22 protein-coding genes are annotated in these 22,452 nt (G+C 62.0%); 21 read left to right on the top strand and 1 reads right to left on the bottom strand.

The annotated features are described in order from the left end of the window. From glmS to OPU69_RS13235, 4 genes are all read left to right on the top strand, one after another. Positions 1-1,041, top strand: a 1,041-nt coding sequence (gene glmS / locus OPU69_RS13250) for a glutamine--fructose-6-phosphate transaminase (isomerizing) (protein ID WP_498511647.1), incomplete at its 5' end; no start/stop codon positions are given. 582 nt (positions 1,042-1,623) lie between these two features. Beyond that, a complete protein-coding gene (locus tag OPU69_RS13245; protein WP_498511645.1) occupies positions 1,624-2,523 on the top strand; it encodes a HEPN domain-containing protein in 900 nt (299 codons plus the stop codon). 361 nt (positions 2,524-2,884) lie between these two features. After that, a complete protein-coding gene (locus OPU69_RS13240) occupies positions 2,885-4,087 on the top strand; it encodes a DUF932 domain-containing protein (protein ID WP_498511643.1) in 1,203 nt (400 codons plus the stop codon). A gap of 133 nt (positions 4,088-4,220) precedes the next feature. Further along, positions 4,221-6,260 carry a ParB/RepB/Spo0J family partition protein gene (locus OPU69_RS13235; protein WP_498511641.1) on the top strand — a complete coding sequence of 680 codons (2,040 nt, stop codon included), beginning with the start codon at positions 4,221-4,223 and terminating at the stop codon, positions 6,258-6,260. 416 nt (positions 6,261-6,676) lie between these two features. Here the strand turns inward: OPU69_RS13235 and OPU69_RS13230 are convergent, their stop codons facing one another. Next, complete coding sequence (locus tag OPU69_RS13230; RefSeq protein ID WP_498511639.1) at positions 6,677-6,889, bottom strand: hypothetical protein; 213 nt, start codon at positions 6,887-6,889, stop codon at positions 6,677-6,679. Positions 6,890-6,895: 6 nt separating this feature from the next. Between OPU69_RS13230 and OPU69_RS13225 the strand changes: the two genes are divergently transcribed. The 17 genes from OPU69_RS13225 (at position 6,896) to OPU69_RS13145 (ending at position 22,088) form a co-directional block, all read left to right on the top strand. Beyond that, entirely contained in the window at positions 6,896-7,720 is an 825-nt protein-coding gene (locus tag OPU69_RS13225; protein WP_498511637.1) for a DUF7146 domain-containing protein, read from the top strand. Between the two features lie 365 nt (positions 7,721-8,085). Further along, entirely contained in the window at positions 8,086-9,003 is a 918-nt protein-coding gene (locus OPU69_RS13220) for a DUF2493 domain-containing protein (protein WP_498511656.1), read from the top strand. A gap of 259 nt (positions 9,004-9,262) precedes the next feature. Beyond that, on the top strand, positions 9,263-10,705 hold the full coding sequence (locus tag OPU69_RS13215; protein WP_498511635.1) for a UbiA family prenyltransferase: 1,443 nt from the start codon (positions 9,263-9,265) through the stop codon (positions 10,703-10,705). After that, positions 10,702-11,109 carry a GtrA family protein gene (locus OPU69_RS13210; protein ID WP_498511633.1) on the top strand — a complete coding sequence of 136 codons (408 nt, stop codon included), beginning with the start codon at positions 10,702-10,704 and terminating at the stop codon, positions 11,107-11,109. The genes OPU69_RS13215 and OPU69_RS13210 overlap by 4 nt, the downstream gene beginning before the upstream one ends. Next, positions 11,106-12,443, top strand: coding sequence for an FAD-binding oxidoreductase (locus OPU69_RS13205; protein WP_498511631.1), 1,338 nt, complete (start codon positions 11,106-11,108; stop codon positions 12,441-12,443). The genes OPU69_RS13210 and OPU69_RS13205 overlap by 4 nt, the downstream gene beginning before the upstream one ends. Positions 12,444-12,445: 2 nt before the next feature. Then, positions 12,446-13,174, top strand: a complete 729-nt coding sequence (locus OPU69_RS13200; protein WP_498511629.1) for an SDR family oxidoreductase — start codon at positions 12,446-12,448, stop codon at positions 13,172-13,174. Between the two features lie 249 nt (positions 13,175-13,423). Continuing rightward, positions 13,424-14,053 carry a TetR/AcrR family transcriptional regulator gene (locus tag OPU69_RS13195; RefSeq protein WP_446652550.1) on the top strand — a complete coding sequence of 210 codons (630 nt, stop codon included), beginning with the start codon at positions 13,424-13,426 and terminating at the stop codon, positions 14,051-14,053. A 262-nt stretch (positions 14,054-14,315) separates the two neighbouring features. Next, positions 14,316-14,642, top strand: a complete 327-nt coding sequence (locus tag OPU69_RS13190; RefSeq protein ID WP_498511627.1) for a hypothetical protein — start codon at positions 14,316-14,318, stop codon at positions 14,640-14,642. Positions 14,643-14,705: 63 nt separating this feature from the next. Beyond that, positions 14,706-15,329 (top strand): TetR/AcrR family transcriptional regulator, encoded by a 624-nt coding sequence (locus OPU69_RS13185; protein ID WP_498511625.1) that lies wholly within the window; start codon positions 14,706-14,708, stop codon positions 15,327-15,329. Positions 15,330-15,764: 435 nt separating this feature from the next. Then, complete coding sequence (locus tag OPU69_RS13180; RefSeq protein ID WP_498511623.1) at positions 15,765-16,085, top strand: DUF736 domain-containing protein; 321 nt, start codon at positions 15,765-15,767, stop codon at positions 16,083-16,085. 152 nt (positions 16,086-16,237) lie between these two features. Further along, entirely contained in the window at positions 16,238-17,020 is a 783-nt protein-coding gene (locus tag OPU69_RS13175; RefSeq protein WP_498511621.1) for a DUF2285 domain-containing protein, read from the top strand. A 112-nt stretch (positions 17,021-17,132) separates the two neighbouring features. After that, positions 17,133-17,405 (top strand): helix-turn-helix transcriptional regulator, encoded by a 273-nt coding sequence (locus OPU69_RS13170; RefSeq protein ID WP_498511619.1) that lies wholly within the window; start codon positions 17,133-17,135, stop codon positions 17,403-17,405. Positions 17,406-17,590: 185 nt separating this feature from the next. Continuing rightward, positions 17,591-18,283: a DUF2840 domain-containing protein gene (locus OPU69_RS13165; RefSeq protein ID WP_498511617.1), complete on the top strand. Its 693-nt coding sequence runs from the start codon at positions 17,591-17,593 to the stop codon at positions 18,281-18,283. After that, a complete protein-coding gene (locus OPU69_RS13160) occupies positions 18,280-18,855 on the top strand; it encodes a S26 family signal peptidase (RefSeq protein ID WP_498511615.1) in 576 nt (191 codons plus the stop codon). Before OPU69_RS13165 ends, OPU69_RS13160 begins: the two co-directional genes overlap by 4 nt. A 4-nt stretch (positions 18,856-18,859) precedes the next feature. Further along, positions 18,860-19,552 (top strand): lytic transglycosylase domain-containing protein, encoded by a 693-nt coding sequence (locus OPU69_RS13155; protein WP_498511613.1) that lies wholly within the window; start codon positions 18,860-18,862, stop codon positions 19,550-19,552. Between the two features lie 163 nt (positions 19,553-19,715). Then, positions 19,716-21,527, top strand: coding sequence for a DUF3363 domain-containing protein (locus OPU69_RS13150; protein WP_498511611.1), 1,812 nt, complete (start codon positions 19,716-19,718; stop codon positions 21,525-21,527). A gap of 90 nt (positions 21,528-21,617) precedes the next feature. After that, positions 21,618-22,088 carry a Ros/MucR family transcriptional regulator gene (locus tag OPU69_RS13145; RefSeq protein WP_498511609.1) on the top strand — a complete coding sequence of 157 codons (471 nt, stop codon included), beginning with the start codon at positions 21,618-21,620 and terminating at the stop codon, positions 22,086-22,088. Positions 22,089-22,452 lie beyond the last annotated feature (364 nt).

Below are 22,452 nucleotides of genomic sequence, written 5' to 3'. Positions count from 1 at the left end.
GTCGTGGCGCAGACGCTGCAGAGCTATATCCGCTCGGTCGAGCAGCAGGTGGCGCTGCCGCAGATGGACTTCGCGCTCTCGGATATCGAGCGGGTGACGATCATCGCCTGCGGCACCGCTTCTTATGTCGGGCTGATCGGCAAATACTGGATCGAGCAGCTGGCGCGGGTGCCGGTCGAGGTCGATGTCGCCTCCGAGTTCCGCTATCGCGACCCCGTGCTGACGCCGAACATGCTGGGCGTGGTCGTCTCGCAATCGGGCGAGACGGCGGATACGCTTGCGGCCTTGCGCCACATGAAGACGGGCGGGGTGACCACGGCCGGTATCATCAACGTGCCGACCAGCTCGATGGCGCGCGAGGTGGACCTGCTGCTGCCGACGCATGCCGGGCCGGAGATCGGCGTTGCCTCGACCAAGGCATTCACCTGCCAGCTGGCGGTGATGGCGGCGCTGGCGGTCAACCTTGCGCGCGCCAAGGGCAGGCTCGATGCGGCCGAAGAGGCCGAGATCGTCCGTCACCTGATCGAGGCCCCGGCGGCAATCAATGCGGCGCTGGCGCACGATGCCGAGATCGAGGCGATGGCACACACGATCGCCCAGGCGCGCGACGTGCTCTATCTGGGCCGCGGCCCGGATTATGCGCTGGCGCTGGAAGGTGCGCTCAAGCTCAAGGAGATCAGCTATATCCATGCCGAAGGCTATGCTGCGGGCGAAATGAAGCACGGGCCCATCGCGTTGATCGACGAGGCGGTACCGATCATCGTCATCGCGCCTTCGGGTCCGCTGTTCGAGAAGACCGTGAGCAACATGCAGGAGGTGCGCGCGCGCGGCGGCAAGGTGGTGCTGATCTCTGACGCAGACGGCCTGGCGGAAGCGGGCGAGGGGTGTATCGCAACAATAAAGATGCCGGAAATGCATCCGCTGATCGCGCCACTGGTCTATGCCGTACCCGTGCAGCTGCTCGCCTATCATGTCGCCGTCGCCAAGGGCACGGATGTTGATCAGCCGCGCAATCTTGCTAAATCCGTTACAGTGGAGTGATGAAGCCAATATTATTACAGATTATTTGGAAAAACATATGCACTTGGAGCCAACTGAAATGTTTCAGTTCGAGGTTGAAGAGATGATTAATATTGAAAAGCAGAATGCTATCCAGAGTATAGTTCTATTAATGAAGCAAATGGATATCACCATCAGCGAGATCAACAAAGAGCTTATTCAAGATAACTATTATTTTCGGAATAAATTTGACAAGATTTACCAAGACATTTTTTCCAATTTTACATAGGTTGCAATTTGTCTAGCTATGAATGCAGATCCAACATCTGCTTAAACAGAATTGGGCATAAAATACCACATTTCCGTTTGTCATTCAAATAAATATTTGATCTATGTTGTTTTCTTTCCTCCTGGCAACTCGTCAAAGGTGGCTAACAATCACTTAGCAATCACGCATACACTAGTAGCCAGTTTTCTGGGGGCGTACGCTTCATTAGCATTGGTATACATGAACCCATAAGCTATCTTGAAGGCCTGTTGGCCAACCTGATCCGAACTGGAGTCATCACCCTTTCCGAAGATGTAACCCTTGCAATGTCGGCTATGACAGCACAGGGTTAGGCCATGCGCACCGATATCGATCACTTGCCTGGCCAGAAGCAGCAGGAGCTGCAAATGGCACTACGCATCCTGTTCGAGGAGTTCGCCGCCGCGATCGGCAACACGTCCGCCCCATGGAAGAAACAAGGCCGGATCCTTAAGGTCATCCTCTACGGCAGCTATGCGCGCGGCGACTGGGTCGACGATCCGGTCGGCGGCTACAAGTCGGACTATGATCTGCTTGTCGTGGTCAACGATGATCGGCTGACCGATGTGGTCGATTACTGGGCCAGTGCTGACGACCGGCTGATGCGCGAGATGACAATCACGCAGACGCTAGGCGCGCCGGTCAGCTTTATCGTTCACAGCCTCAAGGACGTAAACAAGCAGCTCGAGCAGGGGCGGCCATTCTTCACGGACATCGCTGCTCAGGGCATTGCTCTGTACGAGGCAGACGGCTTTCCCTTCGCGACGCCGACCAAGCTTGCACGCGATGCCGCGCGGACTGAAGCGCAAAAATACTATAGCCAATGGTCCGAAAGTGCCGAGCCTTTTGTTCGCGGGTTTAAATATGCGTTCGCAGATGGCGACAATAACAAGGCGGTCTTTGACCTCCACCAAGCGACCGAACGTTTGTACCACAGCGTGATGCTGGTCTTCACGCTCTACAGCCCGAAATCGCACAAGCTCGGGTTTCTGCGAGGCCATGCCGAGGAAATCGCGCCAGAGTTGATCGAAGCCTGGCCGCGCGACGACCGGTTCAGCCGCCGCTGCTTCGAGCTGCTGCGTCAGGCCTATGTCAATGCCCGCTATTCGCCACACTACAAGATCAGTGATGAAGAACTGACGTGGCTTGGCGAGCGGGTCGCAATTCTGCAGGATCTGGTTCGCCGGGTGTGCGAGGAACGGCTTGCCAAGCTATAAGCCGAATGCGCTTGTTTGCCCTAGCGGTGCGGGGCTGGTGCCGTGCTCTTTTCCGCAGGCCTTCCGGCCTGCTCCTGAGGGTACGGCTTTTTTTGTTTCTGGGCCCCGCATGCGCACTGAACAGGGGTATCTTGCCGTGATCATCAGACGTTGAAAGCCGACATGTCCCGGCTTTCCGTCTGTCGTGGCGTGTTTCGCATTGTGCCCCTTGTTCAGGGTGCAGCCGTGATGGTTTGGACCACGCGACGGTCTCTTTTTGTGCGTGTAAGGGCATTCGTCGAGAGGAAGAGCTTGGCGGCTTTGCCGTGACGGAGTGAGAATTGGGAGAGAGGCTCCTGGTGCTCCGTCATGGAGAATGCTCATGAACATGCAGGCTTTTGCGTCAGCCGATGGCACGGCCGCAGGCTACAAGGTGGATGTATCGCGCGGAGAGCGGGTCGGGCGCGTTTCTTCCGAATGGTTTTCCCGGCCGGACGATCAGCGCTTTCTGTCGCTGGACGAGCTCGCAGGCTCGGTTTGGCAGCGTTCCGAACGCAGCAAGACACGCGTCGTTGACACCGCATCGATCCAGGTCGAAGCCAGCCGCAACGATCCCGAGCGGCTGGTCCTGATGTTCCCCGGTAACGATAGCCCCGTCGCGCCGACGCACTGGAGCTTCGGGCAGCTCGCGGCCCAAGTCGCGGCCCCTGCAGCCTATTTGCGCCAGCTTCCCGCGCCGCTTGCTGCCATCAACCTGCAATATGGCCTGAGCTCCCGCCGCAGCGAGCATATTAAGACGCTTGAGACCTCAGATGGGACCAGCGCACGGACACAGCTTCGGGCCGTTACCGGCCCTGATTATGGTCGCATCTTCGATCACGAGCTGGTCGAGGCAGTGCAGCGCATCGCGGGCAACGGCACAGGCGATACCCGCTGGAAGGTGCCCGGCGTGCTCGACTGGTCAACCGGCATCTACAACCCGCATGTCGATATCAGCCGCGACATAACAACGTTATACGCTTCGGACCGCGATGTCTTCCTCTTCCTGGTGGATGATCTCAATCCAATCGAGGCCGGCCGCTTACCCGACGGCTCGCCCGATCTGTACTTTCGCGGCTTCTATTGCTGGAACTCCGAGGTCGGCGCGCGGACGCTCGGCATTGCCAGCTTCTACCTTCGCGCCGTGTGTCAGAACCGCAACCTCTGGGGCGTCGAGGATTTTCAGGAGATCAGTATCCGACACAGCAAATATGCAGCCAGCCGCTTTGCGCATGAGGCAGCCCCCGCCCTGCTCAACTTTGCCAATTCCTCGCCGCAGCCCTTCATCAACGGCATTCGCCAGGCGCGTGAGCGCGTGGTGGCGAGGAGCGACGAGGAGCGCAGTCAGTTCCTCAAGGCCCGCGGTTTTACCCGCGGTGAAGCCACAAGGATCATCGAGACCGTGCTCGCCGAAGAGGGCAGACCGCCCGAATCGATTTTTGACTTCGTGCAGGGCATCACCGCCCTTGCCCGGACCAAGACCCACCAGGATGCCCGGCTCGACCTGGAGACCCGCGCCAAGCGGCTGCTGGACCGGGTGCACTGAAAACCTTCCTTTCACCTGCATCCCGCAAGCATGGCGCTGCCTTCTCCAGAGCGAGAGGGCGGCGCTTTGCTGTGTGGCGTATGTGGATCCAGGGGAGAAAGGCTCCCGTGGCGCAGCGCCATGGAGTCCCATCATGACCAAGTCGCTTTCCAAGCTGGTGTTGAGTTCCTCGCGCGATATTCCGTTCTCGCAGCTGGTTCTCAGTCAGAAGAATGTTCGCCGCGTCAAATCCGGCCTGTCGATCGAAGAGCTTGCCGAGGATATTTTCCGCCGCACGCTGCTGCAAAGCCTCAACGTGCGGCCGATGCAGGACGACCACGGCCATCCAACCGGTCTGTTCGAAGTACCCGCCGGTGGCCGCCGTTTCCGCGCGCTCGAACTGCTGGTGAAAACGAAGCGCATGGCCAAGGATCAGCCGGTGCCTTGCATCATCCGCGAAGCGGGCATTGCCGAGGAAGATTCGCTGGCGGAAAATGTCATGCGGGTCAGCCTGCATCCGCTCGACCAGTTCCGGGCGTTCAGCGCGCTGACCGAACAGGGCCTGTCCGATGAGGACATTGCCGCGCGCTTCTTCGTACCGGTGGCAACCGTGCGCCAGCGCCTCCGGCTCGTTTCGGTCTCGCCCAGGCTGCTCGAGGCCTATGGCGAGGATCGGATGACGCTCGAGCAGCTGATGGCCTTTTCCGTTACCTCGAACCAGCTTCGGCAGGAGCAGGTCTGGGAGCAGATCGGCCAGGCGAGCCATATTCCTGCTTATCAGATCCGGCGGCTGCTCACCGAGGACGCGATCGCCTGTTCGGACCGGCGTGCGCGCCTCATCGGGATGGACGCCTATATTGCTGCGGGGGGTCATGTGATGCGCGACCTGTTCTCGGCTACCGAGGATGGCTGGCTTCAGGACGTAGAACTTGTCGACAAGCTGGTAGGCCAGAAGCTCGACGAGCAGGTCTCCGCCTTGCGCGCCGAAGGCTGGAAATGGGTGGAAGCAGCAATAGACTTGCCGTTCGGCTGCGAGAACGGAAAGCGGCGTCTTTCCGGAGCCAGGCCCGAACTGACCGAACAAGAGCGCCTGCAGCTAGCCACGCTTATGGCCGAGCATGACGCGCTTGCCAAAGCATATGACGAGACGATCGATCTTCCTGCAGATGTCGAGCAGCAACTGCTGACGCTTGATGGCCAGATCGCGGCCTTGAGCGATCGTCCGCTGGTCTATCAGGCTGAAGACATGGCCAAGGCCGGCGTGTTTGTCTCGCTGGCCCGGGATGGCAGTCTGCGCATCGACAGGGGCTATGTTCGGCCCGAAGATGATGGCGATGGCGCTTTCACCGCCAGCGATGCAGACACGGCGGGTTCAGCTGGCTGCGGGCTCGGCCAGCCGGGTGCATCAGCGCCTTCGGGGCCGGGAGATGAGGAACACTCAACGATCCGTGCGCTCCCCGACAGGCTGATCAGCGAACTGACCGCGACGCGCACGGTAGCGCTGCGCGATGCCCTCGCCATGCAGCCTCAGACGGCGTTTCTGGCACTTCTGCATGCACTATGCCTGTCGGTCTTTGCTACGGGCGTGCACAGCGGCTGTGTCGGGATCCGTGTCGACCAGGTGTGGCTGGGACATGTCGCCCCGACGCTTCGCCAAACCGCCTGGAGCACGCGAATTCAGCAGCGTCACGAAAGCTGGCAGCAACGTCTCCCCGAAAGCCCCGAAGACCTTTGGCACTTTCTCCCCGCTCTGAGCGTCCGGGACCAGCTCGATCTTCTCGCGCATTGCGTTTCGCTCGGCATCAATACCCTGATTGAATCCGGCAAGGATCAACGTGAAGGACCCAGTGCCACAGCCCAGCGCATCAGACTTGCAGATCTGCTGGCCCGCGAGATCGGTCTCGACATGGCGCATGAAGGCTGGGCCCCACGGGTCGACAATTACCTGTCCCATGTCACCAAGGCGCATATCCTGACAGCCGTGCGCGAGGCGAAAGGGGAAGATAGTGTCCAGCGCATCGCCCACCTCAAAAAGGCAGATATGGCGCGCGAGGCCGAGCAGCTGCTGGCTGGCACCGGGTGGCTGCCTGCGCCGCTCCGGCTTGCTCCGATTTGTTCTGCAGTCGAAGACGGTGATCAGCATGAACCAGAGGCTCAGATGACCACCGAGCCATCAGGCATTATTCTGGCCTGATCAGCTTGCGGGGCGGCGCCGGCCGCCCCGCATCCGGCCCTGTTTCCTCATCATCAGCGGTGCCCTACGGGAACGGTCCACCCCAACACCCATCAGGATCTCGGGGTGCTGCTCGGTCCCGTCAATTTTGACGTCGATGCAACGCGGCTGCAGCACCGGGCGGGCCGCGTCTTGCTCCCGAGCGGCCAACGATACCCGAGAGCGCACTTGCCGCCTTCGGGGCCTTGTCCAGCCAGCTCGCCTCGATGCATCCGATGAGGTTGCCAACACCCCTCCGGGGTCGCGCGTGCCTCAGGGATGGCGCCAGCGGGTGATCGCGAGCTGGATGTCCCTCACCTGAAACTGAGCCTTGGCTCTCGCCATCATCCGGGCCGGACAGGCCAAGGCTCCCCTGATGAAAGACATCGTCTATGCAACTAGTACCACTCAACGCCACCGAAATTGCGCAGCAGCTTGCCCGTCAGGCTCTTGCGGTATGCCAGCATTATCTTCCGGCAGGACGGCGCGAGGGCCGCTATTGGCAGGTCGGCAATATATTCGGTGAGCCAGGACGCAGCCTCTATGTCCGATTGGACGAAGCCGGGCGCGGCAAGGCTGGAAACTGGGTCGATGCGGCGACTGGCGAGCATGGCGACATGCTCGACCTCATTCGCTCCAACATGGGCTATTCAACGCTCGGCGAGGCCATGATCGAAGCCCGGCGCTTTCTGCGCTTGCCGCAGCCCCCGGCCAGCCAAGACTCCAGGTCCTGCGGTTCCAAGTCGGACAACCAGGCCAGCTTAAGGATTGCCAAACGCCTTTTCGCGGCCAGCATACCCCTGCCCGGTTCATTGGCAGCCCGGTATCTGCAATCACGCTGCATTACCCGGATCCAACAGCTTCCGTCGGTCCGCTACCACCCGCGCTGCCCTTATCGTGCCTCCCAAGGCGATCAGCTGACCACCTGCCGCCATTATCCTGCGATCATCTGCTCGGTTACCGACAAGGACGGCGCCATCGCCGGCATCCATCGTACCTGGCTCAAGCCATGCGGAACCGGCAAGGCTGATGTCGCAGCGCCTCGCAAGTCGCTCGGAGCGATAGCAGGCCACGGGATTCGCATCGGGCGGTGCCAGGGCGTGCTCGCTATCGGCGAGGGATTGGAGACCATGCTGTCGGTGCGCGAGGCATTGCCAAGCATGCCCGTGGTTGCCACGACTTCCGCATCGCACCTTGCCGCCTTTCTGTTTCCACCAGGATTGCAGCGGCTCTATGTTGCACGCGAGCACGACGCTGCTGGCGATGCTGCCTGGACCAGGCTTTGTGCACGACCCGATACGCAGACTATCGAGCTTGTACCGCTGGAGCCGGGGCGCAAGGACCTCAACGATGACCTTATGGCCGATGGTCCCGAGAGGTTCGCAGATCGCCTGCTCGACCAGTTGCATCCCGATGACCGGCAACACTTTTTGAAGCCGTGATGCAGCGCCTGTCTCGAGGGTGAATGCCATATGGCATGATGGTCCGCGTGAGCCTGTACCGGGCAGCCCCGCCTTCCCGGGGCGCGATCCGGCTGACCGGCAGCCGCGAGAGTGCGCAATGGCTCTGCCAAGGCTATTTTCCGGCGGCGACGATGAGCTGCCATGACAGCCATGTTCAACGCCTTTCCAGCGCGAAGCAAAATAGCCTTGGGCGCTGCCATCCTCCGCTGCGCTTCGGTCCCTCGAACACACGTCCAGGCCCATCCGATGTCTGTCCTCGGGATGCACACCGACGCCTGCCGGTCGGGGGGATCGCAGGAAGGCCGGGCAGAGTGCCCTGCACCAGCACAGCAAGGACCAGCACCATGGCACACGAATCTCTCTCTGAACCGCCCCATCAAGCCTCTGCCACCGCGCACCTTCTCGATGAACTTGCTCTCTTCGGCTACAGGCCCTTTTCCGACGAAGCCGATCCCAGGCCGCTGCCCGACGAGCGCCTGGCAACAGGCGCCATGGCCGACATGTTCGATGCACTGATCTCCACGCTGATCGACACGCGGCTCGAGCCCGATCTGGAAGATTTGTGCTGGCAGCTCACCAATCTCTTCCACCGCGCCCAGGATCGCATTCAGCGCGAACTCGATGATAACGAGGATGCCCAGAAGCGGGGTCAGCGCGAACAGGACGGCTCCGAAGTCAAGTCGGTCGAACTCGAACGGCTCATCAATCAGGGCATTTCGCTGATGGAGCGCCGCAATACGCTCGAATTCCTGCGCGAGGCCGCCGCTGAGCAGTTTGAGACCCATTTCCGGAAGGCCTGGACACCGCGCAGCGGGTCGCTCGTGCATCACCGCACGCTCACCGCCGCGATGATCGACAGCCGCGACTATCTTGCTGCCAAGCGCCGCGCGGAAACCGAACCGCTGCTTCCGAACGGCACCTGCATCGCGTTTACCTCAGGGCCAGCTTATCAAAACCATGAGCGGATCTGGAGCGTGCTGGACAAGGTGCACGCCAAATATCCCGACATGGTTCTGTTCCACGGCGGCAATCCCACCGGCGGTGAACACATCGCAACGCTTTGGGCGCGCGAACGCAAGGTCGCACATGTGGCGTTCCGGCCCGATTGGGCACGATTTCAGAAGGCAGCGCCCTTTCGGCGAAATGATGAGATGCTGGCTGCCTTGCCCAGGGCTGTCATCGCCTGCCCGGGCAATGGGATCAATGCCAACCTCGTCGACAAGGCGCGCAAGATGGGCATTCGGTTGTGGAGGATCGAGTAATCGGTCCTAAAGATTGCCACGTCGCTGGCGAGCTGCATCCCCGCGTCCAGCGCCAGCGTTACGGTTGGCGCAATCGGACCTGCCTAGGCTTGCTCGGCTTGATCTCGCAGGGCCGTCAGCGTCGCCCCCATTTCGAGGCCAGGCACCCGCGCCGTGCCTTCATATGGCAGCAACTTGTTAACCATATTTAAGTTTTCGTGCATTTAGATGGCGGCGATCTGCTGGCCTGCCCGTTGCTGGACCGGGCATGGGGGTATGGATGAGCATCGCCAACTGGAATCCTGCGAAGCTGACGCTGGTTGTCGATCTCGACGACACGCTGATCCGTACCGACAGCCTGCTCGAAAACTTCTGGGGCGCCTGGTCGGTGCGATGGCACACGCCGCTCGAGGCGGTGCGCACGCTCGTCCGAGGCAAGGTGGCCCTCAAGCAGAAATTGGGCGAGATCAGCCGGGTCGATCCCGCGCGGCTGCCCTATAATCCCCATGTTCTCGAGATGATCGAGCAATGGCGCGCGCGCGGCGGACGCACGGCGCTGGTCACCGGTGCCACCCAGCAGATGGCCGATGCGGTGGCTGGCCATCTTGGCCTGTTCGATGCTGCCTATGGATCGAAGGACGGCATCAACCTGACCGGAGCCCGCAAGGCGCAGTTTCTCGAGCAGACCTACGGGCCTGCGGGCTATAGCTATATCGGCGATGCACCGGCCGATTTTGCGGTCTGGCAAGGCGCGGCGGCGGCCGTGACGATCAATTCCAGCAAGGCATTCCAGGCCAGGGTCGAAAAGCTCGTCGCCGATGCCACGCACCTTCCGGCGGATCGTGCGGGCCTGCGCGACTATCTCGAAGCCATGCGCCCGCACCAATGGCTCAAGAACGTCCTCGTCTTCCTGCCGATGCTCGCCGCGCACGCGCTTGATCTGGTGACCGCATTGCAGGCGGTGCTGGCCTTTGTCGCGTTCAGCCTCGTGGCATCGGCAACCTATATCCTCAACGACCTGCTCGACCTGTCAGCGGACCGCGCCCATCCGCGCAAGTGCCAGCGCCCGTTTGCCTCGGGGCGCATCCGGCTGATCCACGGAACCTGGATGGTGCCCTTGCTCGCGCTGGCAGGCGCGGCAACCGCGCTGACGGGCGGGATCGAGCTGTTTGCCGTGCTGCTGATCTATGCGGGCGTTACCCTGCTCTATTCGGTCAAGCTCAAGCGCCTGGCGATGATCGACATCTGCGCGCTCGCTTTGCTCTATACATTGCGCGTCCTGGCAGGCAGCGCGGCGACCGGCATTCCCTCCTCGCTCTGGCTGCTCGCCTTTGCGACCTTCTTCTTCTTCTCGCTGGCCGCGGTCAAACGCTATGCCGAGCTGGTCGACGGTGCGGCATCGGGCCGGACGATGGCCACAGGCCGCGGTTACCGGGTCGATGACCGCATGATCGTCGGCAATATCATGGTTTCGTCAGGGCTCGTCTCGGTGCTGGTGCTGGCGCTCTATGCCAATTCCGAGCCGGTCCAGAGGCTCTACCATTATCCCGAATTCCTCTGGGGCGTGTGCCTGGTGCTGCTGTTCTGGACCAACCGCATCGCGCTGCTCACCCATCGCGGCGAGATGCACGATGATCCGGTCGTGTTCGCGATGCGCGACCGGGTGAGCTTTTGCTGCGGCCTGGTCGTCGGCCTACTCGCGCTCGCAGGAGCGCTGGCGTGACCGGATCGATGCTCGTCCTTTCCTATGCCGGGTTCGCGGTGCTGGCGACACTCGCCAATCTGGCGAGCCAGCGCGCGGTGCTCGCGCTCTCGCCGGGCGGGCTGCTGGCCGCGCTCGCGCTGGGAACGCTGGTCGGCCTGGTCGTCAAATACTGGCTCGACCGGACCTGGATCTTTGCAGGCGCAGGCAATCAGCGCGCAGGCGAAGCGGGCACGTTCGGGCTCTATGCTGCAACGGGGGTCATTACCACGATGATCTTCTGGGGGTTCGAAAGCGCCGCCTGGCTGATCTGGCATTCGCATCTCGCGCGCGAGATAGGCGCCGTTGCGGGCCTCGCAATCGGCTATCTGGTCAAGTACCGGCTCGACCGGCGCTACGTGTTCGCACCGGCGAGGGCGGCATGATGCCGCATGTCGAGCAGCTTTCGGGCTGGGGCCGCTATCCGGTGCGCGACTGCGCCGTGTGGCAGCCGGTCACCGCCGAGGCGCTGCATGCCATCCTGCCTCCGCTCGGACACAGCATCGCGCGCGGCAATGGCCGTTCCTATGGCGATGCCAGTCTCAACCCCGAGGCCACCATCGACATGCGGCGGCTTGACCGGCTGATCGCGTTCGATGATGCGAGCGGCGAACTGGCCTGCGAGGCGGGCGTGCTGCTGTCCGACATCATCGATGCCTTCGTGCCGCGCGGGTGGTTCGTCCCGGTGACGCCGGGTACGCGCATGGTGACGATCGGCGGCATGATCGCGAGCGACGTGCACGGCAAGAACCATCACGGCGCAGGTTCATTCTGCGATCAACTGGTCTGGCTCGATCTCGATCTCGGCGATGGCAGGGTGCTGCGCTGCTCGCATCAGGAGAATGCCGACCTGTTCGCCGCGACCTGTGGCGGCATGGGACTGACCGGGATGATCGTGCGCGCCGCTTTCCGCCTCATCCCGATCGAGAGCGCCTGGATGCGCCAGCGGGCAATACGCGTACGCGACCTCGCCGAGGCGATGGCGGTGTTCGAGCAGTCGCACGACTGGACCTATTCGGTCGCCTGGATCGATTGCCTGGCGCGCGGGCGCGATCTCGGCCGATCGGCCATCCTGCTTGCCGAACACGCGCTGGCCGATACGCTGGATGCCACGCGCCGGGCCGCGCCGCTGGCAAGGCCGCCGCGCAAGCGCCGCGCGGTGCCGGTCGATCTGCCAGGCTTCGCCTTGAGCCGCTTCAACGTCCGCGCGTTCAACCAGCTCTATTACGCGCTTCAGCGCCCCGGCGAGGCACTGGTCGCGCTCGATCCCTATTTCTACCCGCTCGATGCCCTGTCCGACTGGAACCGGATCTATGGCCGCCGGGGCTTCGTGCAATATCAGTGCGTGCTGCCGCTGGCCGAGAGCGAACGCGGCCTTCGCGCCCTGCTCGAGACGATCGCGACCGCAGGCAGCGGCTCGTTTCTCGCGGTGCTCAAGCGCATGGGCCCGGCATCGTTCGGCCTGCTGAGCTTTCCGATGCCCGGCTATACGCTCGCGCTCGATTTTCCCGCGACGCCCGCCAATCTGGCGCTGCTCGACCGGCTCGATGCCCTTGTCGCAGACCATGGCGGACGCATCTATCTGACCAAGGATGCCAGGCTGACGGCGCCCATGCTGGCGCTCGGCTATCCCGGGGTCGCGCAGTTTCGCGCGCTGCGTGCACAACACGGGCTCGAGGGCCGCTTTTCCTCGCTTCTTTCGCAACGTCTGGAGCTTTGACGATGATCGCATCTCCTGTCCTCATCCTCGGAGCCCGGTCCGATATCGGCAAGGCGCTGGCGCGTGGCTATGCAGCACAGGGCTGCGAGGTGATTCTCGCCGCGCGCAGCGACATTACCGCCGATGCGACCGACCTCATGCTGCGCTCCGGCGCCCAGGCGCGCGCAGTGCTGTTCGATGTCACCGATGGCGAGCCAGACCGCTTCTTCGAGGGCCTTGGCGTCATTCCGGGCACGGTCGTGATGGTTGCGGGCCTGCTGGGCGATCAGGCCGAATCGGCCGCCGTCGACGCTGCGGCGCAGCAGGTCATGGACAGCAACTATAATGGCCCGGCGCGCTATCTGCTCGCGGCGGCGCGGCGCATGACAGGCGTGCCGGGAGGCTGCATCATCGGGATCAGCTCGGTCGCAGGCGAACGTGGCCGCGCCTCCAATTTCGTCTATGGATCGGCCAAGGCCGGGTTCACCGCCTTTCTGTCCGGTCTGCGCAACGCGCATGCCAGAGACGGGCTGCATGTCATGACGGTGAAGCCCGGCTTTGTCCGCACGCAGATGACGGCAGGCCTGAAGCTGCCGCCGGCGGTGACCGCAGAACCCGGGCAGGTCGCCGAAGCGATCATCCGTGCCCACCGGGGCCGGCGCGACGTCATCTACACGCTGGGCCGGTGGCGGCCGATCATGGCGATCATCCGCGCGATCCCCGAGGGGTTGTTCAAGAAGCTGTCGCTTTGAAGGCTCATCCGCTCCGGGCCTATATATAGTATTAGCTATATTCTAATTATCGCTATCTTGATCAAGAACCGTGGTATTTTAACTAGCTTGCACGCGCCGCTGCTGGCATTCTAACCGCCTGAAAACGCAGACATCGCCCCACTTTCTAACGATCGGAGATGTCGCGTTGAAACTCGCACCGCAGCCGGAGAAGAAACCATGCCGCCGCACAGTGGTCAGTCTGTCGAGCTTGATCCCAAGGTTACCCCCTTGCAGGATCGGGCGCGCGCGACCTACGAGCAGATCATCCAGGCGACCGGGGAACTGCTGCCCGAAGTCGGCATCGAGCGGCTCTCGACGAACATGATCGCCGAGCGCGCCGGGCTGACGCCGCCCGCGCTCTACCGCTATTTTCCCAACAAATACGCTATTCTGAGCGAGATGGGCCGCCGCCTGATCACCGCCGAGAACGAAACCGTCGAGCAATGGCTGCGCAGCGACGAATTCGCCATCGGCAGCGATCTGCAGGCCGAGATCGAAAGCTTCGCCGCGTTGCTCGATCGCTTGCGCGACGTGGTCTTGGCGCATCCTGGCGGCGCCTGGATCTATCGCGCGATGAGCGCCGTGCCCGTGCTCCAGGAGATGCGGCGACGCGCATCGAAGGATTTCATCAAGGTGATCCTTGCGGCGGTGATCGACGATTTCCCGAAAATCGATCAGGAGCGCGTCCGCGGCGCAGTGATGCTGACGTCGATCGTCAACCATGCCGTCACTGAAACCATGGCCGACGACTATCCGACTGCCGAGCTGTTGCGCCGGGAGGCCGCCAAGATGATGAGTCTCTATTACCGTGACGTCGTGATTTCGCGCACACCGGCAATGTCCAGCGAGGACGCTTGAGCTACATTATCCCCAGAAATACGTTGACAGTATACGATTATGAATTTTAATAGTCCTCGCTAACAAGGCGGGGCGCGATGACAGATATTTCGGCGGGCTGGAGCGTGCACGGGCGCGCGACGCTCCAGCGATCGGCGGGCGGCACGATTGCCTGGGGCCAAACCTGGCCAGTCGCCTGGCTGGCACGAGCCGTGACACATCGATGCGAATGCGCTCCCGGTCCTGTTCAAGCTTCGCCGTTCTTTTGCGATCTTCCGTAATCATGGCCCGCATCTCAAGCGCTGCCCGGCGCAGCACCCTTCGCTCTGCCATCCGCACCCGACGTCCCTCTAAACCAGGCCCGGCCGAGCCGGTCGCCGCCCTCAAAGGCAATGTCGCCGGACCGGTCGGCGAAGCCGAACCGGACCCAGGCACCGTCCGGGCGCGGGTGCAGCGCAAGCGCGTCAAGGCGGCGCGCGCAGCGCTGAGGGCACAAAAGCGCCGCACCGGCTTCGGCAAGGCGCTGCGAACCGAAATTCGCGCCAAGCGCCGCGTATCGTCGCGGCGTGCGAGGCTGCGATCCGCTGTTCGGCGTCGCGCGCCAGACTGACCATCGCCGAACTGCCCTGCGGCGGCGTTGCGCCTTGCGCCGAAGCGCTGCTAAGCTTGGGCGATGCTCGATCTGGACCTGATGCCCCGCAAGCTGCCGCAACAGAGCCGAAGCCGCGAAACGATGCAGCGTGTGCTCGACATGGCCGAAACCCTGCTCGTCGAACTGGGCGTGGATGGCTTCAACACCAATGTCCTGGCCGAGCGCGCGTGCGTCGGCGTGCGTGCGATCTATCGCTATTATCCGAACAAATGGGCGATCCTGGTCGAACTGGTCGATCGATCCTATTCGCGTGAGCGCGAATGGGTGGGACATCTCGGCGCACTGAAGCCCGGGGATGACTGGCGCAACGCCACCGACCGCATGATCGACGGCTTCTTTGCCGGGGCCAGCAGTAGCCCGAGCTATGCCGTGCTGCGCGCCGCATGCCAGGTATCGCCGCAGTTGCGCGAGGTGGAGGCGCGCAACGTCGCGCGCTTCGAGGCCGATGTCGCCGAGACGCTGGTCGCGCTGGGCATGGCCAATGAACCCCGCCGGTTGCGGATCGTGGCCCAGATCGTGATCGAGGTGTCGGGACGGCTTATCGACTTGGCGTTGCGGGCGGACAATCCGGTCGAGGCATGTCTGGTGCTCGGTGAGCTCAAGCGGATGCTGCACGATCTGCTGGGCCCGTATTTGCCCGGTTGACCCACAGATATTCGCCTCAGATATCGAGAAAGGGCAAGCCGTGGCTTTGCAGTTGGCGTCATCGATCCCTATGCCATCATGATCTGCATGGGTGACGGTGGAATTCCTCTTTCCAGCTCTTCGTTTCGACGGGACTTTCCGGTTCGGGTTTGATGGTTCCCCTTTGCTGCGGATCCGAGGCACCATCCCGGCCTCAGTGATGGCCTGGTCTTGCAGAGGATCGGCGAAACCTCTTTGGTTGCATGGCAACGCTGCCGCTATCGCCATTCTTCCCCATGGCCGTAAAGGCCATTCCTCGCGCGACAAGAATGGCGCCTGGACAGCGTCCTCCACGGCTGTTGCGGCCCTTCGGGTGCCACGAACCAAAGCCTCTGCCTTCAGACCGCCATCGAGGCTGCGATGGGCGCTGCTTCGAAAAGCAGGAAGGAACGGATCATGGCAACCATTGGAACATTCACTCGCGAGAACGATGCCTATCAGGGAAGGATCTCCACGCTTATGCTGCAGCTACCGGACGTCCGCATCGTTCCTGACGGAACGGGCAGCGCCAATGCACCTACCCACCGGGTCTTTTCCGGTTCGATCGAGATCGGAGCCGCCTGGGCCAAGCAATCCGGTGAAGGCAGATCCTATATTTCGGTCAAGCTTGACGATCCCAGTCTGCCGGCCGCGATCTTTGCCAACCTGTTCGAGGATGATGGCGCCGAGACTCACAGTCTCATCTGGTCGCGTCCAAGAAGGTCCCGGGCCGACTGACGGCGCCTCACCCACCCGGCTTCGCGCCGGGTGGGTGCAAGTTTATCGCTACGGATGGCCGTCGATGGCGCTGCTTGTTCTCATCGGGGTACAAGCGCTCTACCCGATCCGATGCTTCCAGGGCAGAGCATGCCTCGTCCAACTATCGCTCCATGGCGCTTGGCAACCAATCATGGCACGATCCTGAAGCCGGTGCATTTGGCAGCCATGACTTTGCCGATTTCGCCCAGGAGTTCTTGCGGCGAAACCCTGCCTATCGCCAGGCTGTATCCAGTGCGCAGGGACAAGCGGACCTGATCCAGAGCAGCACGCACGAGGCGCTAGCGAATCCCTGGGGACTGTGCTGCTTCTTCGATCCTGACGCATCGCCCAGAGAAAAACCGGCCCTGTGGCGGCCTGCCTGCCATCCTGCAATCCTGGAGATCAGATGCTCCACCGACAGCGCCCCGGCGCTGTTGCCGAAGGGCTATGACCCACTGGCCGAGTTCAAGAGCGGAAATGCTCATCATCTCGTGCTTGCAATGGCAGCATACCGCTTGCGTCTGTGCCTTTGGCAAGCACCAGGCCAGCAGTCACCCGCGATGATCCTGCTCAAGGACAAGAGCCTGGCAGTCCGGCTTGCTGCAGCGGGTCATTATGCAAGGATATGCAAAGAGCAGATCGCCCCGCCACGCCCGCCTTGTCAACCCAGCCCTTATCAGCGCCGTGCGCTCGTGCGTTTGCTCCAGATCAACGATGCCATGGCAGCGGGAGCCACGTGCCGGGACATCGCATCGACCATCGTGTTTCCCAACCATGAGTGCCTGAGCGGCATGGCCTGGAAAGGCTCTGCAGAGCGGCGGCATTGCTGGAGGTTGATTGGCCAAGCCAGGCGCCTGCAGCATGGTGGGCACTTGCGCCTGCTGGCGCTGGCGCGCTCCGTTGGCAAAGGGTGACGAACAGATCGCAATGCAGTCTGTCACTCCCCGCAAGGACCGCTGCTGCGCCATAGATGGAGGCCATTAGCACCGACACGATACTGGTCGATGCTCTCACCGGAGCCTTTCCATGAACGCCATTCCCACTCCAGTTGTCGCCAGATTTCTCAGAACACCCGACGCAGCTGTCCATCTCGGCCTTTCGGCCCGCACCCTCGAGAAGCACCGTTGCTATGGCACAGGGCCTGCTTACCGCAAGCTAGGGGGCCGGATCGTCTATGCCATCAGCGACCTTGATGCCTGGGCGGAAAAAGGTCGGCGACAGTCGACAAGCGATCCCGGCAAGGGGACCGTGCATCCAGCAAAGCGGCTTGATGGCTACACCCCGCCTGTGCGGCGCTAGCGCATAGGATGCCTGCCGTCAGTGGTCGCGCGAACACCCTGTGGCCCCGATCACCAAAGCTCCGCGCAGAAGCGATAGTTTTGGTTGTTTGGCCCAGTCCACCCCCTTGCCGATACCGCGATTCTGGCACTGCCGGTCAATCTACATCCCCTCCCTGCAACCCATCTTCTTGAGGATCAGCAGCGATGTCCAGAGAACCCTCGGCCATAGCTGAACCCGGACGACCAACCGCCCCGGCTCCAGACTTCGCGAATGCTCCGTACAGAGCGGACCGGCTCGCTCACGATGACGCAGTCGACGCGCCACCGGAGGAAGGGCATCCAGATCGATCGGTGTGCCGCAGTTGCGAGCACAGCCCGACCGCAGAGAACTGCACATGTTCGAACACCAGCAGCACGTCAGTGGCGCACAGCGAACTGGCTCTGGCAGTCGTCGAATTCTCACGGCACCGCAGACCCTTTGCGATGTGGATGCGTTTCGGCAAACCGCATCTGACACGGTTTCCTGCACCTGGATGTCTTGCCGAGTGCTATGCACCCGGACAGATTTTCGGACTGGCCAAGTCGGTTTCGCACCGCGACGGTGATGCACAGTCGACGTTCGATATCTTCGAAGTCGGCCAACCCGGCGATGCCGTGATGGCACACCCCGATGTCCGTCCAGGCGCCCATGTCCTCCTGTCGGCCAAGGGTTGGCGCACAGTGTCACGGGTGTTGTCCCTCATCGATGCGATCGAGGCCCTCGGCATTGATCCGTGTTGTCTTGCACCTGCATTCTGGGTCGATATCCAGTCACATCTACCGCCCTGCCGGCGACACGATCCTGGCGCGCCGACACCAACGACAAGCCCTGCTGTTATGGCAAGATCGCTGCCATGAGCCGCCGCTATTGGCTTCCAGCGGGCGCGGCAATAGCGCTGACCTTGGCATCGACGGTGTTGCCCGAACGCCGGTTGCTGATCTGGAACGTCAGCGCATCTGTGCCGACCGGCCCGTACTGGCTTGTTGCCGATGAGCCCTTGCAGATCGGCCATTGTGTTGCCATCAAACCGGCGTCGCAAATCCGCCAGTGGATGGCCTCAAGAGGCTATCTCCCGCCCGGCGTCCCCCTCATCAAGCGCGTTGCGGCGCTCGGTGGGCAGCAAGTCTGCCGGTTTCGGCACGGTATCACGATTGATGGCAGACTGGTTGCACTGGCACGCGCGCGTGACACGCTCGGCCGCCCGCTGCCAGTTTGGAGCGGATGCCGTACCCTTGGCCCCGATACATTCTTTGCACTGAACGAGCACCGCGCCGACAGCCTGGATGGCCGATATTTCGGCCCCATGCCGCGCTCCGTCGTGATCGGCAGAGCCATTCCCGTCCGCCGCGATCCACGGCCCTGGATACACTCCCGGCACCAGGCGGGTCGCAGCAGCGCATGCTCCAACGCCCTGCAACACGAGGATTGATGCCGTGCCTGCATACAGCCAGATAGCGAGCGCCTGCGCAGCGCTCGCAACAGCAATTTCCCTGCCAGTTCATGCACAAGCGACGCGCATGCCAGCCGCTTTGGATTTCACCACGCTGGATTTGCATGTGCGCGAGGCAGCGCAGACGTTCGGCTTGCCAGAGGCATGGATCCATGCAGTGATCAAACACGAGAGCCGCGGCAGACCGAACGCCGTATCGCGTGCAGGGGCCATGGGCCTCATGCAGCTGATGCCGAAAACCTGGCAACGGCAACGCGCGCGCTATGCGCTCGGACATGACCCCTTTGATCCGCGCAGCAACATCCTGGCGGGTACTTCCTACCTTCGCGAAATGTACGATGCTTTCGGGATGCCCGGATGCCTGGCTGCCTATAATGCGGGTCCGGCCCGGTTTCTGCAATGGCGCAACCATGGCAGGGCACTGCCCGCCGAGACACGTTCCTATGTTGCCGCCATTGCAGCGGATATACGACATGCGCCGGGGCCGATCGTGCAGGCTCAAGGCATCAGGGCGACGATGTCATGGACACAGTCACACCTCTTTCCAGCCATGTCGACCGCACAAGTGCTGCCCGACCAAGACTTGGGCCATGGCCAGGCAAGCGCTGCAGACCTGGTCGGGCCAAAGGGTCGAAACCAGCTCTTTGCAGACATTATCCATGGCCAGGTTCCCTGAGGGCTGCGGCCATTGATGATCGCGCCATGGCGGATTGCAGCGAACACCAGGCGGACGTACTTGGCAGATCGAAGCAAAGACGAGCGCATGGCGAGATAAAAGCGGCGATGGCGCCATGACGCTATCCTCATGGTATTCCATGCTAAAATGCGACAGCGCATCAATGCCTTCGCTGTCGCTTATGGTGGAATTCGGCGCGAAACTGCCCCTGTCAGGCGCCATCGGCCAACTCGGGAGCCTTGCGATGGACAGCGAGTTTGACATTGAGATGCACCAGGGACCCAATCGGCGCGGTCTGGCCCACGCTGGGGGAAAGTCGCTGATCGGGCAGGTTGTCATGGCATCCAAACGCCATGCCAGGACCAGCCTTGCAAGGAAATCGGGAAGAGCGCAGGGAACCGGTCGCCATGGACGCGGAAGGGACGCGGCGCTTCGTTTCCGAGCAACCGATAAAGCCCGAAGGGTCGTGATCAAGGCGCGCATCGTGCGCCACACCGGCAAAGCCTTTGCCTCAGGCCCGATGTCTCGTCACATCGCCTATCTGCGACGCGAAGGCGTGACGCGCGACCAGCAGCACGGGGACCTTTTCGATGGCGATAGAGACACAGCCGATGGCGATGCATTTGCCTCGCGCTGCCAAGATGACCGCCACCATTTTCGGTTCATCATCTCTCCCGAGGACGCCACCGAACTGGCAGACCTGAGAGTGTTCACGCGCGAGTTGATCCTCGACATGGCCCGGGATCTCGGTACCGGCCTGGACTGGATAGGCGCCGATCATTGGAACACCGACAACCCACATGTGCATGTCCTTGTCAGAGGCAGGACCGATCAGGGCGCAGATCTGATCGTGGACCGCGAATACATGCGTCACGGACTGAGGTTTCGGGCCGAGCAGCGGGCAACGCTCGAATTGGGAATGCGCACCGACCGGGACATTCAGTCAGCGCGCCATCGCGAGGTCGCTGCAGAGCGATGGACAAGCCTGGATGCAAGTCTCGCACAACTGCAGGATCGCGACGGGCTGATCGATCTTCGCTTCGACCTCGAAGGCGACCGCCGGCATCAGACGTTACTGGCTGGTCGGATCGAAACGCTGGCCAAAATGGAGCTTGCATCTGCGCTGGCACCCGGACTCTGGACGCTGTCGGGCAATGCCGAGGAAGTTTTGCGGCAGATCGAACTGCGCGGCGACATCATCAAGTCGATGCATGCGGGTCTGGAGCGTCGCCTGACTGCTGTGGACCAGCAGCGAGTGCCGACGGACGTATCCGATCGGAGGGATCAGGACATCGCGCCACCGATGGGCCAGGATAATGACCGAGAGCGGCTGCTGCGACCAAGAACCAGCATGGCCAATCCGGGCGATCAAGCTTTGTACGGAGTCCAAAGATCGGATGCGCTTGTCCCGGCCCACGAGAAGCAGCGGTCAGAAAGACTCGATGGTGTTCCAGGTCCAGCCATGGATAGTCTGGCTGACCCCAATCCGATGTCGGTCAGTCAGCAGATCTCGGCAGACGGGCCTACATGGCTGGACGAGCAGCTGATCCTTGGCAGGCCTTGCCAGCCCGATGCTGGGCTGAGCTTGGAAGTCAGGCAAGCGCTTCACGACCGCATGGCGCATCTTGTCAGGCAAGGCATCGCGAGCCAGCAGGACGGTCAGGTGCTTCTCCCATCCAATCTGCTCGATCGCCTGCACCGGAATGAGTTCGAGAAAGTCCAGGAATCCATCAGCAAAACAACGGGCAAACCGATGCTGCCAAGCCAGTTCGGCGAATCCGTCGAGGGCATCTATCGAGGGCAATTCCGGCTGAGCGCGGGCCGATTTGCGCTGATCGACAACGGCTTCGCCTTACAGCTCGTGCCGTGGCAGCGGGAACTCGAACGTCATCTGGGGGACACCGTCTCAGGCCTGGTGAATGAGCATGGCCGGGTGGACTGGAACTTCTCCCGCGAACGGTCGATCGGGCTCTGAATGAGGTCCTTGCGCGAGCGCGTATCTCTGCGCTGCTTGCAACCGCCCCGTTTTGCACTAGAAACATCCAAAATGGATACATTGAGGTGAATGCAGATGGAGCACGATCAGGCACTTGTGACGCTGACCGCAGACATTGTGGTTGCGCATGTCAGCAACAATCATGTTGCGCATGCCGAACTGCCGCAACTGATAACCGCGGTCCATGGCGCGCTTAGCCGAATCCGGAATCCGGAACCTGAATCTTCACAGACACCACAGGAGCCTGCAGTTCCGATCCGCTCGTCGGTAAAGCCCGACCATCTCGTGTGTCTCGAGGACGGGAAGAAGCTGAGGATGCTCAAACGCCACCTCATGGTCCATTACAATCTCACCCCGGAGGCGTATCGGGCGAAGTGGAATCTCCCGAAAGACTATCCGATGGTTGCGCCGAATTATGCGGCGCGTCGGCGGGAACTCGCGCTCGAGATCGGCCTTGGCAGAACCGGTCGCAGCGAAACACCGGCGGCCGAACCCGCACTGGCCCCCACACCTGCACCTGCTGAGGAACCGCAGGGCTGACAATTGCGCAGATGAGACCCGCAAGAGGGGCAAGGCTAGCAGAACTTGCCCCCCTTGCACGGTCCCCCCGGCGCTGACGAACATGTCAGTCCGGGCAAAAGCGGTGTTGAAGCCGTCTGTTGCCCTCGTCAAGGCAGAAGCTTGTTGCCCTGCCCGGAGAGGCCCGAGCACGCCTCTCCACAACGCGCTTGCAACGGGAACGTACCCGATCAGAGCCACGTGTCATGGCAAGATTTACAACGCCTCCAGTGTGTTAGGGGAATTTCCAGCCCCAACCATGCCAGCGTGCAGCATTTGCGGCCCATCCAGGTCGGACGACGCCTAAGGCCCGGGCGCGAACCCCTTTTGCACCGAGGTGCCTGTA

The sequence above is a fragment of the Blastomonas sp. 34TW genome, from assembly GCF_059803595.1.
This window is presented reverse-complemented; position numbering and strand designations above follow the sequence as displayed.

What these genes read in the sequence shown, in the direction of transcription:
- OPU69_RS13180 (WP_498511623.1), top strand. Translation starts at nt 15,765, where the DNA reads ATGGCAACCATTGGAACATTCACTCGCGAGAACGATGCCTATCAGGGA.
- OPU69_RS13225 (WP_498511637.1), top strand. Translation starts at nt 6,896, where the DNA reads ATGCTCGACCTCATTCGCTCCAACATGGGCTATTCAACGCTCGGCGAG.
- OPU69_RS13145 (WP_498511609.1), top strand. Translation starts at nt 21,618, where the DNA reads ATGCAGATGGAGCACGATCAGGCACTTGTGACGCTGACCGCAGACATT.
- OPU69_RS13160 (WP_498511615.1), top strand. Translation starts at nt 18,280, where the DNA reads ATGAGCCGCCGCTATTGGCTTCCAGCGGGCGCGGCAATAGCGCTGACC.
- OPU69_RS13215 (WP_498511635.1), top strand. Translation starts at nt 9,263, where the DNA reads ATGAGCATCGCCAACTGGAATCCTGCGAAGCTGACGCTGGTTGTCGAT.
- OPU69_RS13190 (WP_498511627.1), top strand. Translation starts at nt 14,316, where the DNA reads ATGGCCCGCATCTCAAGCGCTGCCCGGCGCAGCACCCTTCGCTCTGCC.
- OPU69_RS13240 (WP_498511643.1), top strand. Translation starts at nt 2,885, where the DNA reads ATGAACATGCAGGCTTTTGCGTCAGCCGATGGCACGGCCGCAGGCTAC.
- OPU69_RS13205 (WP_498511631.1), top strand. Translation starts at nt 11,106, where the DNA reads ATGATGCCGCATGTCGAGCAGCTTTCGGGCTGGGGCCGCTATCCGGTG.
- OPU69_RS13165 (WP_498511617.1), top strand. Translation starts at nt 17,591, where the DNA reads ATGTCCAGAGAACCCTCGGCCATAGCTGAACCCGGACGACCAACCGCC.
- OPU69_RS13150 (WP_498511611.1), top strand. Translation starts at nt 19,716, where the DNA reads ATGCCTTCGCTGTCGCTTATGGTGGAATTCGGCGCGAAACTGCCCCTG.
- OPU69_RS13230 (WP_498511639.1), bottom strand. Translation starts at nt 6,889, where the DNA reads ATGCTCGCCAGTCGCCGCATCGACCCAGTTTCCAGCCTTGCCGCGCCC.
- OPU69_RS13235 (WP_498511641.1), top strand. Translation starts at nt 4,221, where the DNA reads ATGACCAAGTCGCTTTCCAAGCTGGTGTTGAGTTCCTCGCGCGATATT.
- OPU69_RS13175 (WP_498511621.1), top strand. Translation starts at nt 16,238, where the DNA reads ATGGCGCTTGGCAACCAATCATGGCACGATCCTGAAGCCGGTGCATTT.
- OPU69_RS13220 (WP_498511656.1), top strand. Translation starts at nt 8,086, where the DNA reads ATGGCACACGAATCTCTCTCTGAACCGCCCCATCAAGCCTCTGCCACC.
- OPU69_RS13200 (WP_498511629.1), top strand. Translation starts at nt 12,446, where the DNA reads ATGATCGCATCTCCTGTCCTCATCCTCGGAGCCCGGTCCGATATCGGC.
- OPU69_RS13245 (WP_498511645.1), top strand. Translation starts at nt 1,624, where the DNA reads ATGCGCACCGATATCGATCACTTGCCTGGCCAGAAGCAGCAGGAGCTG.
- OPU69_RS13185 (WP_498511625.1), top strand. Translation starts at nt 14,706, where the DNA reads ATGCTCGATCTGGACCTGATGCCCCGCAAGCTGCCGCAACAGAGCCGA.
- OPU69_RS13170 (WP_498511619.1), top strand. Translation starts at nt 17,133, where the DNA reads ATGAACGCCATTCCCACTCCAGTTGTCGCCAGATTTCTCAGAACACCC.